Genomic DNA, 14,911 nt, shown 5'->3' with positions numbered 1-14,911 from the left:
CCCTCGGGCGTGCCACCTCAGCGGCGGTACGGCTCCCGCATCGGCTTGCGTACCGCGTCCGTCGCCGCCAGGTGCGCTTACCGCGCCACCCGTTTTGACGATCATGAAGTGCGGCGCCGAGCCGCCAACGCGCCGGAATCCGACAGTGATCGACTCGCGCGCGAGCTGGGCATCCGGACCAGGGCTGCCGGGTGTCCCACCGGCCCCGCCGCCGCTGCCTTGGTCGATGGCTGACCGTTCGGTGCCAGGGAAACGACCGGCGGCCTAGTGACCGGACGTTCGTGGACCGCCATCATGGCCGATGTTTGCATACGTGCTGCTGCGTGAGTACACATCGGATAGCGAGAGGCACCTGACGTGTCAGACCCCGACGAGACCACCCCCTCCCCGACCCCGCCGCCCGCCGATGACAAGGGCGGCGACTACAAGCCGGTGCACGGCGCGGACGACAAGGACAAGGACGACAAGGACGACGACGACAAGGGCGGCCGCAAGCGCTGGCTGCTCCTGCTGCTGCTCCTCCTCCTGATCCTGCTCCTGCTGCTGTGCGGCGGCTTCGCCTACATGAAGTGGTGGCAGAAGAAGGACGTGGACCCGGCGGCGTCGCCGTCCGCGGTCGCCACCGCCACCGTCGCACCCCCGGCGGCCAGCCCCAGCGCCGCTGCCAGCCCGACGGCTGCGGCCAGCCCCAGCGCGGCCGCGTCGCCGACCGCCGCCCCGTCGCCGTCACCGACCCCCGGGCCGGTGCTGATCGCGGTGCCGAACGTGGTCGGCAAGAAGGCCACCGACGCCGAGAAGATCCTGGCCGACGCCGGCTTCACCAACGTGAAGTTCCTCGGCGACGACGGCAAGGAGCTGACCCTGCTGGTCAGCTGGAAGGTCGTCAAGCAGTCCGTGAAGGCCGGCACCAAGGTCGCCGCCGACACCGCGATCACCCTCACCAACACCAGCGTCAGCAACGGCAAGGGCTGACCATCCACAAAGGAAGGGCGCCTTCTGCACGCTATGCGTGGAAGAAGGCGCCCTTCTTGACATTCGATGGCCCTGACCTGCGGCGCAGTCGCCCACTGCGGGAACCGGTCTGCCGGACGGTCAGGCCGCGACCAGTGCCCGCAGTTCGCGGGCGTGGGCGACCAGGCGGCTCGAACCACCCCGTTCGGCCAGCGCCGCGACCTCGGGCGGCAGCTGCGCGGTGCCGCAGGCGCGCCCGCACCGCACCGCGAGCGCCATCAGGTCGGCCGTCGCCGGGCGCGCCTTGTCCAGCGCCACCAGTGGCACCAGCGCCGCAACGGCGAGCTGCCACACCGCGGCGACAGCACCCGCCTGCGCGGCCTCGTCCAGCGCGGACACCACCCGGTTCACCTTGAGCGCGCCCGCGGCGGCCAGCTCGCCCAGCTCCCGCCCGACCGCGCCCGCGTCGAGGTCTCCGGTCGCGGCCAGGCCCAGCAGCCCGTCGACGGCGGCGATCCGGTCGGCCGTCGAGCGCGCGGCGAGGCCGTACGCCAGAGCCAGGTTCACTGCCGGACCGACCGGACCGGCACACTCCGCCAGGTGGGCCAGCAGCAGACCACCGCTCTCGAAGTCCAGGTCGGCGTTCGCGGCGAGGACGGGCAGCGCCGACGCGGCCACCACCTCCCGGTGCGACGGCAGCGCCGCCGTCCACAGCTGCGGCTCCTCGATGCGGCCGGGCGACGGGGTCGGACGGTCGTTCCGGGCGATCGTCATCACCTCCTGGGCCAGCGGCCCCGCGTGCCCCGGAGGCTTGAGCGCCACCACCCGCCGTACGTCCGGCTGGTGCTGCCACGAGTAGCTCCACGACCTGGTGTCGGCTTGCTGCTCCCGGCGCAGCGACACCGGGTCGGGAGCCGGTCCGCTGATCCACCGGGCGAAAGCAGCCCCGGCAGGTGAGCGCAGTCGCAGCGCCGCCCTGGCCACCTGTGGATCAGTCTCGCGAGGCAGCCGCAGCAGGGCCTGCTCGAAGTCCAGCGCCCACGGCTGCCACCCGTCGCGTTCGGCCCGCTCCAGCCGCCGCAGCAGCTCGGCGGGCTCCAGGCGGCCGTTGGTGTGCGTCGGCGTGGCCGTGAGCAGCGGCACCGGCTGGCGGACCAACTGCGTCGACATCTCCGCGAGCCTGGCCGCGAGCACCAGGTGCAGACCGCTGCTGTTGCCGCGCATCTTGCGCAGCAGCTGGGTCGGCGTCGGCCGTTCGCCACGGAACCGGCTGGCCAGCTCCCGCAGCCGATCCGGGCGGTTGTCCACGGTGGCGACGGCGCGCAGCACCGCCCGCAGCTGCTCGGCCAGCGTGCCCCACCAAGCCCGGTCGGCGTCCACCAGCGGGCGCACCGTACGGGCCAGCGCATCCTGGTCCCGCACCCGCCAGTACGCGATCGCGGCCAACACCCGTTCCACGGTCGGCACCGACCGGTCCCCGGCGAGCAGCGCCGCCAGCTCCTCACCCAGCTCCGCCGGCGAACCCAGTGGCGGACCCAGCGGTGCGGAGACCGGCATCGGCAGCGCGGACGGCACCGGCGCGTACGGCTCGTGCACCGGCCCGGTCAGCATCACGCCGATCTCCGCCGCGTGCTCGGGCTGCCGCCGCGCCACCTGCCGCAGCCACGTCGTCTGTGCCTTGACCAGTGTCTTCTCCGGCCGGGCGAGCGCGAGTTCGGCGACCTCGCGCAGCGTGTCCCAGGTCAGCAGCCCGGCCTCGTCGACGCCGCGCAGCGCCTTCAGCGCCATGCCCGCAACCGTGGAGCTGCCGGCCTCCACCAGGCGGAGGTAATCGCCGACCCCGGCCGCCGCTTCCTGCGCCGACACGGCCAGCGCCTCGTGCAGCCGGGTGTACGCGCGCAGCTCCCCCGGCTTGCCCCCGCGCAGCAGCCGGGCCCGGCAGCCCTCGACGAGCACCCGGCGCACGGCCGCGTCGCCCCCGCCCCGCCGGATCAGGGCGGGCACGAACCCCCGCGCGTCCCGCTGGTACTCGTAGTCCAGCCGCGACCCGAGCCGGTCGTGCGTGAACAGCATCGGCACCAGCGCCGCCGCGTACGGGCTGTCCTGCAGCGCGGCATCGGCGTCGGACGCGTACCGCATCGCGTCGATCCAGCAGGCCACGAACGCCTCGCCGGTCGGCACCACGCAGCCGCTCTCCCGAACCAGGACGTCCACGAGCTGCCAGTGGCCCGCCGCACCCCATCCCCCGTCGACCGGCAGCCGGTCGGCCATCAGCTGCGCGAACTCGCCGAGCCACGGCACCTGTCGCAGCCGCAGCACCTCGAGCACCGGCCCGGGGTGCGCCGCCCGCAGCCCCCACCGCAGCTGACCCCGGTGCAGCGCGGCCACCGCCTTCTTCGCGGTCGACGCGCAGCCCACCAGCGCGACGATCCGGGCCGGCGCCCGCCGCTGCGACACCTGCCAGTCCTCGGTCTGCCGGGCCGCGGCCGCGAGCTCGGCGAACGCCGACCGGCGCTGCTTCTCCTCGGCCCGGCGCAGCCAGTCCACGACGGCGGCGACATCGGCCGCGTCGACGGCCCGCCGCAGCTCCTCCGCCCCTGCCCCGGCGTTCACGCGGGCACCTGCGAGGTCACCGTGATCCGCACCGCGAGCTGGTGACGGCAGGGTCCCCGGTCGCCGCGATGTTTCGCCCACCACCGGCAGGTGCAGCCGGCCGGGGCGCCGTCGACGAGCCGGACCTGGTACATGCCCTCGGTGCCGCATACCGAGGCGACCGCGCCGGACACGGTCACCGCACCGGCCTCCAGCAGCGCCCGCGCGCCCGCCAGCCGGGGGTTGAGCTTCTCGGCGGCGGCGGTGCCGAACGGCATCACCCGGTGGAAGTAGTTCGCCTCGGCGACGTCGTAGCCGACCCGCCCGGCGGTGCCCAGCAGCGCCAGCCCGGAACGGACCTGCGCCGGGGTCAGGCCGGTGGCGGTGGCCAGCGCGTCGGCGTCGAGGGTGGGCGCGAGCGCGAGCAGCTCGCTGATCCGGTCCGCCGCGTCGGCGGCGTCGTCAGAGGCCAGCGCGGACAGCACCGCGCCCTCGCCGGAGAAGCCGCGGTACGGCTCGGGCGACAGCGTCAGCGACAACCGCAGGGTCGGGGTCTCCAGCTCCCACACCGAGGCGACGGGCGCGCTGCCGGGGCGCACGGCCGGGCCGTACACGGTGAGGGCGGTCGCGTGCCGCAGCAGCCCGCGCAGCGCGCCGAGCCGGTCGGTGCCGGTCAGGCAGACGGCTCCCGGCACCGGCCGGGCGGTCAGCCGCAGGCCCTGCCCCGCGGGCACCACCCACAGCGTGTCGCGGCCCTTCGGCAGGCGGCGCAGGAACTCGGCGGCCGCGGCCGCGCCGATCCGGACCCACGGCTCCATGCCCGCGGTGACCGCGTGCACCTGGGCGAAGCCGCGCAGCCAGCGGCCGGGCAGCGGCACCTTGCGCTCGACGACCGAGCCGTCCATGGTGGACACGGTCAGGTCCTGCGGGCCGACGGCGAGGTGCAGCGGGTCGAGGCCGCCGACGCGGGCCAGGGCGAGCTGCAGCGGCACGTTCACGTCGACGTTGGTGGTGCCGTGCTCGGGCCGCTCACCGTCCAGGCCGGACGGCAGCACGTCCATCCGGGCGTACACCCCGCAGCAGCCGCTGAACGACTCGAACCGCAGCATGTCCTCGCTGCCGGTGACCACCGGGTCGAGGCTGGCCCACTCGGTGCGCTGGTGGTAGCGGGCGCGGGCGACCTCGGCGACGGCCAGCAGGCCGATCGCGACGGTCTGCGGGGTGGTCATGAACCCGTCGAAGAACCGGGGATGCGTGCCGCACCCGCCGGACGTCTGCAACGCCAGACCCTCCGCGGTCAGCGCGGAGGGCCCCGGATACGAATAGGTGGCTACCGACATGGCGGCCACCGTAGGGACGGGCTACGACAGTTCGGGGAACCAGAGCTTGATCTCGCGCTCGGCGGACTCGGCCGAGTCGGAGGCGTGCACCAGGTTCTCCCGGTTGGACAGGGAGAGGTCGCCGCGGATGGTGCCCGCGGCCGCGGCCCGGCCGTCGGTAGCGCCGACCAGCAGGCGGATCACCGCGATGGCCTCGTCACCCGACACGATCGCGGCCACCAGCGGCCCGCTGGTCATGAATGCCTTGAGCGGAGGGTAGAACGCCTTCTCCACGTGCTCGGCGTAGTGCGCGTCGGCGAGGTCGGCGTCCATCGTCCGCAGCACGAGCGCGTCGACGGCGAGCCCCTTGCGCTCGAACCGCGCGATGATCTCCCCGACCAGGCCACGGCGCACGGCATCCGGCTTGATCAGCACGAGTGAACGTTCCGACACGAACTTCCTCCTTGACGGCGACACATGTCCCCACCTGCGGCAACACGAGGTGGGCTCATCAGCCTACCGAACTGCACTTTCCTCGATCGACGGACCCGCCTAAGGTCATGGATTGAAGACACAGCGTTGCGGGGAGGCGGCGCGCTGTGGTCCGTGCACACAGCGCTCGGGGAGGCACGCGTTGGCACGGTTAGGGCGCAAACCGGTCCGGCCCGGCCGGGTGACCACCGCCGTGTGCCTCGGCGCACTGGGACTGTTCGTCATCTCGATGTCCGCCGGTCTCGGCAGCTGGCCGCTGGGCGCCGTCGGCGCGGCGATGGTCGTCGTCGGGGTGGCCCTGCTGACCACCGCCTCGATGCTCGGCGCCGACAAGGCATACGTGGTGGGCACCGTGCACGTGGTGAAGGCCTCCGAACCGCCGCTGAACGCCGAGTTCGGCCGCTGCGAGATGCAGGTGCTGGTGGACGCCCCGGGCCATCCCGGCCAGACCGTGGTCATGAACGACCCCCGGGTGCCGGTGCTGAAGTGGCCCGACGCGGGCGACACGCTGCCCGCCCTGGTCGCCGTCGCCGACGCGCGGCGCATCAAGATCCAGTGGGAGAAGATCGGCACGCACGGCGAGCGGTACGAGCAGGGGTTCGACCGCGGCGACGACGAGTTCTACCACGATCCGGGCGACGACTACGACGATCCGCACTACGACGACCCGCACTACGACGACGCCGCGGGCCACGACGACCCGCACGGGTCCGACGACACCTACGCCGGCTTCCGCGACGACGACCCGATCGACCTCGACACGGTGCCGGCGAAAGACCCGCTGCCGCGCCGCCAGCCGAGCCCGCACCGCCGCCCGGCCCCCCACGAGGACCCCGTGCAGGTCGCCGTGCTGGAAGGCGAGCTGTACACCGGCGAGGTGCCCGGACCCCGCACCCCGATGGATGAGGAGTCGCCGGACTTCCCCTCCATCGACATGATCGACTTCGCGGACGTGCCGGAACCCTCCGCACCCACGATCTCCGACACCTTCACCGGGCCGGTGGCGCTGCCGCCCGCGTCCGGCACCGGCATCGACGACCTGCTCGTCGCGTCACCGCACGCCCGGCCCGCGTCGGCCGGGTCGATCCAGGGCGTGGGCATCACGCTGCTGGTCACCGACCTGGCGCGCTCCCGCGGCTTCTACCACGACCTGCTCGGCTTCTACGAGATCGACGGCGGGCCGGGCAACCTGGTGCTCGCCTCCGGCGACACCCGGCTCGTGCTGCGCACCACCCCTGAGCTGGCCCCGGTCAACCGCCGACACGTGCACCTCAACCTGGAGGTCGGCGACGTCGACGCGGTCTACCGGGAGTTGAAGGTGCGCGGCGTCAAGTTCACCTACGCGCCCCGGGTGGTCAACCACGGCGAGCGCCTCGAACTGTGGGCCGCCTCGTTCAAGGACCCCGACGGCCACGGCATCGCGATCATCGAGTGGAAGGCGCGCAGCTAGCCGGCGATGGTCCGCCGCACGTGGAGCACGTACACCCAGGTGAGCCCGAACACCACGCCCACCACCGCGAAGGCCCAGTGCAGGAAGCCCAGCAGCAGCAGCGCGACCTGGAACACCGAGACCAGCGACCAGCCCCACGAGAAGCGCAGGGTCGCCGTCAGCGCCATGGACACCACCACGGCCACCAGCGCCACGGTCACCGCGGCCATGCTGCCGCCCGGTGGACGCAGCACCCAGATCGGCATCAGCGCCAGCAGCAGCACCAGCGCCTCCAGCACCAGCGTGCCCGCGCCCAGCCCGCGCACCGCACGGGACGGGTTGCGCAGGCCGCTCGGCTTGCCGCCCAGGCTCAACTGCAGGTCACGCTCGCGGGCCTCACCCGGCTTGTGCCCGGCCGGCCCCTCGGGCGTGGTGCCGGCCGCGGCCTCGTCCGGGTGGCTGTGCTCAGTCATGCCCGCTCCCCGTGGCGCTCGCTCATGCCTGCTCCTCGCCAGCGCTCGCCGGACGGCGCGGGCCGCACCGGGCGACAGGATCCGCCCGCCGCGCCGCTCATCGCTGGAACAGCTTCCGGGCGTCGGCAACGGTGACCACGGACCCGGTGATCAGCACGCCCACGCCGCTGATGCCCGCGTCGATGTCCGCCTCGGCCAAGGTCACCGCGGCCTCGATGGCGTCGGGCATCTCGGGATGGATGTGCACCCGGTCCTCGCCGAAGATCTCGTACGCGATCTCCGCCAGTTCCTCGGCGGGCAGCGACCGCGGCGAGGAGTTGCGGGTGCAGACCAGCTCGTCGACGACCGGCTCCAGCAGCTCCAGCACCCCGTCGGCGTCCTTGTCCCCGAGCATGCCGACCACGGCCACCAAGCGGCGGAAGGAGAACTCCTCGGTCAGCGCGGCGACGGTCGCGGCCATACCGTGCGGGTTGTGCGCGGCGTCGACCAGCACCGTGGGCGCGTTGCGGACCCGCTCCAGCCGGCCGGGTGACGAGCTGGACGAGAAGCCCTCGCGGACCACCTCCACCTCCAGCTGCCGGTCCTTGCCCGCGCCCAGGAAGGCTTCCACCGCGGCGAGCGCCAGTGCCGCGTTCTGCGCCTGGTGCGCGCCGTGCAGCGGCAGGAAGATCTCGTCGTACACCCCGCCCAGGCCCTGCAGGGTCAGCACCTGCCCGCCCAGCGCCAGGTTGCGCTCGATGACGCCGAACTCGCTGCCCTCGCGGGCGACGGTCGCGCCGACCTCGGCGCAGCGCTCCAGGATCGGCTCCATCGCCTCCTCCGGCTGCAGGGCGCAGATGAGCGTGGCGCCCTCGTGCACGATGCCCGACTTGGCCAGCGCGATGTCGGCGATGGTGTCACCGAGCCACTCGGTGTGGTCCAGCCCGATCGGGGTGATCACCGCGACGCCGGCCTGGATCACGTTCGTCGCGTCCTCGGCCCCGCCCAGCCCGACCTCGACCACGGCGACGTCCACCGGGGCGTCGGCGAACGTCGCGAACGCCAGCGCGGTCGTCATGTCGAAGTAGGTCAGCGGTTCGTCGCTGCGCGCGTCGATCAGCTCGGCCAGCGGGCCGACCTCGGCGTACACCGCAGTGAAACGCTCCTCGTCGACCGGCTGCCCGTCCAGGCTGATCCGCTCCCGCACCGTCTCCAGGTGCGGGCTGGTGTACCGGCCGGTGTGCAGCCCGTGCGCGCGCAGCAGGCTGTCGATCATGCGAGCGGTCGAGGTCTTGCCGTTGGTGCCGGTCAGATGGATCGACGGGTACGCCCGCTGCGGGCTGCCGAGCAAATCCAGCAGCTCCTCGATGCGGCCGAGGTCGAAGACCATCCGGGTGAAGCCGCGCCGGTCCAGCGCGGCCTCCACCTCGGCGTACGAAATGTCCTGCCCGTCTTGAGCGGAAGAGCTCACGAATGTCACCCTAGCTGCGCGAGCGCGGCGTCGATGCGAGTCACGTCGGCTTCGGCCGTGGCGAGCCGCTCGCGCAACTTCGCCACCACCTGCTCCGGAGCCTTGGCCAGGAATCCCTCATTGCCCAGCTTCGCCGTGGCCTGGGAGATCTCCTTCTCCGCGGCGGCCCGGTCCTTGGTCAGGCGGGCCCGCTCGGCGGCCACGTCGATGCTGCCCCGGGTGTCCAGGGAGACCGTCACGCCGCCCGCGACCGCGACCGTGCCGGTGGCCGTGAAGCCGTCGGCGGGCACGTCCAGGCGGGCCAGGAAGCGCATCAGCGGCTCGTGCGCGGCGATGCCGACCGCGGCCAGCCCGTCGAGCTGTGCGGCCACCCGCTGGCCGGGCTTGAGACCCTGGTCGGCGCGGAAGCGGCGGACCTCGGTGACGACCCGCTGCAGCGTCTCCAGCTCGGCCTCAGCCGCGTCGTCGATCAGCGCCGGGTTCGCCGCCGGCCACGCCGCGACCATCACCGACGCGTCGCCCTCGACCTTGTTCAGGGCGCACCACAGCTCGTCGGTGACGAACGGGATGACCGGGTGCAGCAGCCGCAGCAGCTGGTCCAGCACGTGCCCCAGCACCCGGCGGGTGCGCTCGGCCGCGGCCGCGTCGTCACCGGTCAGCACCGGCTTGGCCAGCTCGACGTACCAGTCGCAGACGTCGTCCCAGGCGAAGTGGAACAGGCTGTCGCAGACCTTCGCGAACTCGTAGTTCTCGAAGTACTCGTCGACCTCGGCGATGGTGTGCTGCAGCCGGGACAGGATCCAGCGGTCGATCGTCGACAGCTCGGTGGGCAGCTCGCCGTCGGTGTGCGCGCCGTTGATCAGCGCGAACCGGGTGGCGTTCCAGAGCTTGTTGCAGAAGTTGCGCGAGCCCTGGCACCACTCCTCGCTGACCGGCACGTCCGAGCCCGGGTTCGCACCGCGGGCCAGGGTGAACCGGGTCGCGTCCGCGCCGAAGCGCTCGATCCAGTCCAGCGGGTCGACGACGTTGCCGAACGACTTGCTCATCTTCTTGCCGTACTGGTCACGGACCATGCCGTGCAGGGCTACCACATCGAACGGCTGCTTGCCGTCCATCGCGTAGAGGCCGAACATCATCATCCGGGCGACCCAGAAGAACAGGATGTCGTATCCGGTGACCAGCACGCTGGTCGGGTAGAACTTCGCCAGATCGGCGGTCTGCTCGGGCCAGCCCAGCGTGGAGAACGGCCACAGCGCCGAGGAGAACCAGGTGTCGAGCACGTCCTCGTCCTGGCGCCAGCCGTCGCCGGTCGGCACCTCGTCGTCGGGGCCGACGCAGACGACCTCGCCGTCCGGGCCGTACCAGACCGGGATGCGGTGGCCCCACCACAGCTGGCGCGAGATGCACCAGTCGTGCATGTTGTCGACCCAGGCGAAGTAGCGCTTGGACAGCTCGGCGGGCTCGATCCGGGTGCGGCCGTCGCGCACCGCGTCCCCGGCCGCCTTGGCCAGCGGGCCGGTGCTGACGAACCACTGCAGCGACAGCCGCGGCTCGACCGTCGTCTTGCAGCGGGAGCAGTGCCCCACCGCGTGCAGATAAGGGCGCTTCTCGGCGACGATCCGCCCCTGCTCGCGCAGCGCGGCGACCACGGCCGGGCGGGCCTCGTAGCGGTCCAGACCCTGGAACGGCCCGTGCACCGTGATGATCGCCCGCTCGTCCATCATCGTGATCGAGGGCAGGTTGTGCCGCTGGCCGATCTCGAAGTCGTTCGGATCGTGCGCCGGGGTCACCTTCACGCAGCCGGTGCCGAACGCCGGGTCGACGTGCGCGTCGCCCACGATCGGGATGCGCCGCCCGGTCAGCGGCAGCTCGACCTCGGTGCCGATGAGGTGCTTGTAGCGCTCGTCGTCGGGGTGCACGGCCACCGCGGTGTCGCCGAGCATCGTCTCGGCCCGGGTGGTGGCGACCACGATCTCGTCGCTGTACCGGATGGAGATGAGCTCGCCCTCGTCGTCGCTGTGCTCCACCTCGATGTCGCTCAGCGCGGTCAGGCAGCGCGGGCACCAGTTGATGATGCGCTCGGCGCGGTAGATCAGGTTGTCGTCGTACAGCTTCTTGAAGATGGTCTGCACGGCCCGCGACAGACCCTCGTCCATGGTGAAGCGCTCGCGGGACCAGTCGACGGAGTCGCCGAGGCGGCGCATCTGCCCGAGGATCGCGCCACCGGACTCGGCCTTCCACTGCCACACCCGCTCGACGAACGTCTCGCGGCCCAGGTCGTGACGCGACAGACCCTCCGCGGCGAGCTTGCGCTCCACCACGTTCTGGGTGGCGATGCCGGCGTGGTCCATGCCGGGCAGCCACAGCGCCTCGAAGCCCTGCATGCGCTTGCGGCGGATCAGCGAGTCCTGAATGGTGTGATCGAGCGCGTGGCCGACGTGCAGCGAACCCGTCACGTTCGGCGGCGGGATCACGATCGCGAACGGCGGCTTGTCGCTCTTCGCGTCGGCGTCGAAGTGACCGGCGGCTACCCACTGCTCGTACCGCCGCTGCTCTACCTCGCCGGGCTGGTACGCGGCGGCAAGCTCGGAGGACAACGGGGCGCGCGGCTCGCGCGGCTGCTGGCTGAGTTCGGTCACCCGCCAAGTCTACGAAGCTCGCTTGGGTCCACCGCTGGCAGGCTGCGGCTTGCTAGGCTCCGCGGGTCGGCGGAAGGTGGGCACATGTCAGAGCAGGACGCGAAAGTACGGCCGGAGGCGGGTACGCCGGACACCGGCGAGATACCGCAGTATGCCCGTCCCGCCGTGCGTTTGATGCCCGGCCCGACGGCCGCGGAGCCGGAAGACGAGCCCGCGGCGCACAGCAAGCGCCGCCGCTGGACCCTCACCGCGATGGCCGTGCTCGGCGCCGGTGCGGTGGCCGCCGCGGTCACGCTCGGCCCCACGCTGATCCGGATCACGCAGCAGAACGACGCCAAGCTGACCATGCCCGAGAAGATCGGCGCGATGGTCCGCGACGACAGCCCCGCGGCCAAGGACACGGCCGGCTACCTGCTGACCGCGCTGGCCGCCGGCATCGAGCTCGACTCCTCCACCTCGGGCATCTACACCGACCCGGCCGAGGACGCCACGAAGAGCGTCATGGTGTTCGGTGGCACCACCACCATGTTCAGCCCCGAGCGGGAGCTCGACACCGTGCTGAAGCTCATGGAGGACGAGACCGGCGGCGTCGCCGGCCTGACCGACTACGAGCCCGGCGACCTGGGCGGCGTGCTCAAGTGCGGCTCCGCCGACGGCCCCGACGGCGTGATGGCGGTCTGCGGCTGGGCCGACCACGGCAGCATCGCCCTGGCCCTCTTCCCCGGCCGCACCCCCGCCGAAGCCGCCCCCCTCATGACCACCATCCGCACCGCCACCCTCACCCGCTGACCACCCCCTTCCGCGTCGATCATGAACTTGTGGCACGGGTCGACGGCGTGTCGGCGCCCTAACTTCATGATCAATCGTGCTCGGCTCGCGCTCGCCGGGCCGCCCGGCGCAGGCGGCCCGGCTGACGCGGATCAGCCCACGTGGTCGGTTCGGTCGGTCGCCAGGATCAGCTCGTAGGCGCTCATGCGTACCGGGCCGAGGGTGACCAGCTCCCAGGCGAGCAGTTCACCCGTCCGCGCCTGGAAGATCAGCAGGTGCTGCGTGCCGTGCACGCGGTCGTCGAAGGTGACCGCCACGCCGTCGCGGCCGGCCCGGTCGGTCACCGCACCACGCCACTGGAAGCCCGGCACGTCGGCGAGGACTCGCAGGATCTCCGCCCGGGTCCGCCGCGGGACGGCGTACCGGCCGAAGATCCTGCTGGTCTCCACGCTGGCGACGCCCGCACCCAGGTCGGTCTTGAGCAGTCCGGCCAACCCCGCCCGGTCCACGGGCAGGACGGGGTCGAACGGCGGCTGCGGGAGGTCGTCGATCGAATAAGCCTCGGTGACCGCCAGGAGGCCCACCCAGTAGTCGCGCGATGCCTGGTCCGGGTATTCGGGCACGCCCTCGGAAGTCGTCTGCCGACCCGTCCCGCCGGGGGTCCACCAGACCTTCGACTCCCGGGCGAAGGCGACGGAGAACCGGCCGTCGGGCGACGTCATCACCGGATCACCCCACACCTTCGTGTGGTGATAGGTGAACCGGCCCACGCTGTTCTCGTACGGCGCGACGACCAGCCCGTCGGCCAGCGCCCGCAGCCGGGGCCCCGCCGCGACCTCGGCCGAGCCCGGCCGGTACGCCACGGGAACGAGAACCCGTCCCGCGGTCACTCCGGACGGATCGGCGGGATCGAGCTCCACCTCCGGCGGATCCGGCGACCCGAGCACGACCACGGCGCCGGCCGCCACGGCGATCGCCCCGGTCGCGAGGACCATCCGCCGGGGCAGTCGGCCTTCGCGGCGGGCAGCGACCGGCTCGGCGGTCGAGTCGGCCCAGGCGATCAGCTCGCGAGCCGAGAGCCGGGGTGACTCGGGCGGCAGCTCGCGCGCCGGGTCGGCAGAGCCGAGGAGGGTACGGGTCCGCTGTTCTCCGAACATCACAGGTCCTCTCACGATCGGGCCAGCCTGCGGTGTGGCACGGGTGGGGTGGGTGGTGCCGCCATGGCAGCGATGAGCCGCCCGCGGGCACGGTGCAGCCGCACCGCCGCGGTCGTACGGCTGCAGCCGAGCACCTGCGCGGCCTCGGCGACCGTCAGTTCCTCCCAGCCGATCAGCCGAAGGATCTCCTGGTCGAGGTCGGACAGCGAACGCAAGGCGGCCCGGACGTCCGCCACCCCGACGGTCGCGTCGGCACCGGTCGCGCCCGGTTCCCGCAGGACGTCCGCGTCGGTGATCGGCACTTGCCGCCCCGCCGCCCGCCGAGCCCGCCAGTGGTTGGCCAGCAGGCGTCGAGACACCCCGTACAACCAGGGCAGGCAGCGGTCCGGCACCTCGTCGCGGCGCCGCCACGCGACGGCGAACACCTCCTGCGCAAGTTCAGCAGGCGCGTCCATATCGGCCAGCCGCCGCCGGCCGTACTGGAGGATCTGCTGATAGTGGTCGTCGTAGACCTTGGTGAACCAGCCTTCGTCGCGGCCGGGCGGCGGGCCCATGCGAACTCCTTACTGCGATGGCGATTGTCACCCTGCTCTGTGTCGGCGGCAGCACGATGATTACCGGCGAGATCGGGAATCGCGCAAGGACGGGAACGCCGCCGTGCCCGGCCGAAGGGCCCGGCTGCCGGCGATCACTTTGGCTAGGGTGTCGGGTGTGTCCCACACCCATGAGCTGACGGTCGAGGGAACGCGGCTGACGAAGCGCTACGTCTCCTGGGAACGCGACGAGCATCTGCGCGAATGGGCGGTACTGCGACTGGCGTACCGCCACGAACCTGATCTGGTGCCGCAGCCCCTGGCCGCGGATCTCACCGCCACTCCGCCGACGGTGACCATGTCGGTGGTGCCGGGCGAACCCCTCGCGGGCGAACTCACCCCGGCACAGGCTGATGCGCTCCACGCGGCGCTGACGGCGCTCTGGCGCGTTCCACACGAGGAACTGGCGGCTGCCTGGCCCTGGTCGGACGATCTCCGTTTTGCGCGGATGCTCACCGGCGGGCCGCGACCTGACGGTGGCCTCACCGCCGAGGCGTACGACGCCGCCGTTGCCTGGTGGGACGGCCCCGATCCGGAGTCGCTGCGCCGGCCGCCGGCGGCCACGGTGCTCGGGCAGCGTGATCCGCACCTGGCCAACTATCTGTGGGACGGGCACCGCGTGCGCATAGTGGACTTCGAGGATGCCGCGGTCTCGGATCCCGCCGTGGAACTGGCGATCCTGTCCGAGCATCTATCGCTGCGCGCGACCGACACCGAGGCGTTCTGCACACGGTTCGACGTGGACGGCTCGCGCCTGCGGGCGGCCCGCCGGGTGTGGTCGATGTTCTGGCTGCGGCTGCTCCTGCCCGGCGGCCGGTCCGCTCATCGCAATCCGCCGGGCGCGGCTGAGGCTCAGGCCGCCCGCCTACTGCGATTGCTACGCCATTAAACCCGGTCTGAGGATCGGTAAAGGAGTCCGGAAACGCGTCAAGGCCCACCCCTGGGGGGTGGGCCTTGAACAGCGATATTTGTCCGGCGGCGTCCTACTCTCCCACAACGTCCCCGTTGCAGTACCATCGGCGCTGGAGGGCTTAGCTTCCGGGTTCGG

At 72.3% G+C, this 14,911-nt stretch carries 12 protein-coding genes and 1 rRNA gene; 4 read left to right on the top strand and 9 right to left on the bottom strand.

Annotated elements, in window-relative coordinates:
• The first annotated feature begins 357 nt into the window (after positions 1–357).
• A complete protein-coding gene (locus F9C41_RS09170; protein WP_155386288.1) occupies positions 358–972 on the top strand; it encodes a PASTA domain-containing protein in 615 nt (204 codons plus the stop codon).
• A 120-nt stretch (positions 973–1,092) separates the two neighbouring features.
• Here the strand turns inward: F9C41_RS09170 and F9C41_RS09165 are convergent, their stop codons facing one another.
• From F9C41_RS09165 to ndk, 3 genes are read right to left on the bottom strand one after another with little or no spacing between them, the layout of a single operon-like run.
• A complete protein-coding gene (locus F9C41_RS09165; RefSeq protein ID WP_155386287.1) occupies positions 1,093–3,564 on the bottom strand; it encodes a DUF7824 domain-containing protein in 2,472 nt (823 codons plus the stop codon).
• Positions 3,561–4,883, bottom strand: coding sequence for an SWIM zinc finger family protein (locus tag F9C41_RS09160; RefSeq protein ID WP_155386286.1), 1,323 nt, complete (start codon positions 4,881–4,883; stop codon positions 3,561–3,563). Before F9C41_RS09160 ends, F9C41_RS09165 begins: the two co-directional genes overlap by 4 nt.
• A gap of 21 nt (positions 4,884–4,904) precedes the next feature.
• Entirely contained in the window at positions 4,905–5,315 is a 411-nt protein-coding gene (gene ndk / locus F9C41_RS09155) for a nucleoside-diphosphate kinase (protein WP_155386285.1), read from the bottom strand.
• A 181-nt stretch (positions 5,316–5,496) separates the two neighbouring features.
• On the opposite strand from ndk, the gene F9C41_RS09150 reads away from it, so the two are divergent.
• The gene (locus tag F9C41_RS09150; RefSeq protein WP_155386284.1) at positions 5,497–6,804 is read left to right on the top strand and encodes a VOC family protein; all 1,308 of its coding nucleotides are present in this window, start codon (positions 5,497–5,499) and stop codon (positions 6,802–6,804) included.
• Here the strand turns inward: F9C41_RS09150 and F9C41_RS09145 are convergent.
• The 3 genes from F9C41_RS09145 to F9C41_RS09135 form a co-directional block, all read right to left on the bottom strand.
• Positions 6,801–7,256 (bottom strand): DUF4233 domain-containing protein, encoded by a 456-nt coding sequence (locus F9C41_RS09145; RefSeq protein ID WP_155386283.1) that lies wholly within the window; start codon positions 7,254–7,256, stop codon positions 6,801–6,803. The two genes, F9C41_RS09150 and F9C41_RS09145, sit on opposite strands and share 4 nt — an antisense overlap.
• A gap of 97 nt (positions 7,257–7,353) precedes the next feature.
• Positions 7,354–8,625 (bottom strand): bifunctional folylpolyglutamate synthase/dihydrofolate synthase, encoded by a 1,272-nt coding sequence (locus tag F9C41_RS09140; protein WP_155386881.1) that lies wholly within the window; start codon positions 8,623–8,625, stop codon positions 7,354–7,356.
• An 86-nt stretch (positions 8,626–8,711) separates the two neighbouring features.
• The gene (locus F9C41_RS09135; protein WP_155386880.1) at positions 8,712–11,303 is read right to left on the bottom strand and encodes a valine--tRNA ligase; all 2,592 of its coding nucleotides are present in this window, start codon (positions 11,301–11,303) and stop codon (positions 8,712–8,714) included.
• A gap of 126 nt (positions 11,304–11,429) precedes the next feature.
• On the opposite strand from F9C41_RS09135, the gene F9C41_RS09130 reads away from it, so the two are divergent.
• Positions 11,430–12,134, top strand: coding sequence for a hypothetical protein (locus F9C41_RS09130; protein WP_155386282.1), 705 nt, complete (start codon positions 11,430–11,432; stop codon positions 12,132–12,134).
• Between the two features lie 131 nt (positions 12,135–12,265).
• On the opposite strand, the gene F9C41_RS09125 is transcribed toward F9C41_RS09130, so the two are convergent.
• Together F9C41_RS09125 and F9C41_RS09120 are read right to left on the bottom strand one after the other, a co-directional pair.
• Positions 12,266–13,270, bottom strand: coding sequence for a CU044_5270 family protein (locus F9C41_RS09125; RefSeq protein ID WP_155386281.1), 1,005 nt, complete (start codon positions 13,268–13,270; stop codon positions 12,266–12,268).
• Between the two features lie 11 nt (positions 13,271–13,281).
• Complete coding sequence (locus F9C41_RS09120) at positions 13,282–13,824, bottom strand: RNA polymerase sigma factor (RefSeq protein WP_155386280.1); 543 nt, start codon at positions 13,822–13,824, stop codon at positions 13,282–13,284.
• 157 nt (positions 13,825–13,981) lie between these two features.
• On the opposite strand from F9C41_RS09120, the gene F9C41_RS09115 reads away from it, so the two are divergent.
• Positions 13,982–14,752 carry an aminoglycoside phosphotransferase family protein gene (locus F9C41_RS09115; RefSeq protein WP_196279693.1) on the top strand — a complete coding sequence of 257 codons (771 nt, stop codon included), beginning with the start codon at positions 13,982–13,984 and terminating at the stop codon, positions 14,750–14,752.
• An 81-nt stretch (positions 14,753–14,833) separates the two neighbouring features.
• Here F9C41_RS09115 and rrf read toward each other — a convergent pair.
• Positions 14,834–14,911, bottom strand: a 5S ribosomal RNA gene (rrf, locus tag F9C41_RS09110); the annotation flags it as partial.

Origin of the sequence: Catellatospora paridis (assembly GCF_009720365.1) — a bacterium.
Lineage (GTDB): Bacteria > Actinomycetota > Actinomycetes > Mycobacteriales > Micromonosporaceae > Catellatospora > Catellatospora paridis.
This window is presented reverse-complemented; position numbering and strand designations above follow the sequence as displayed.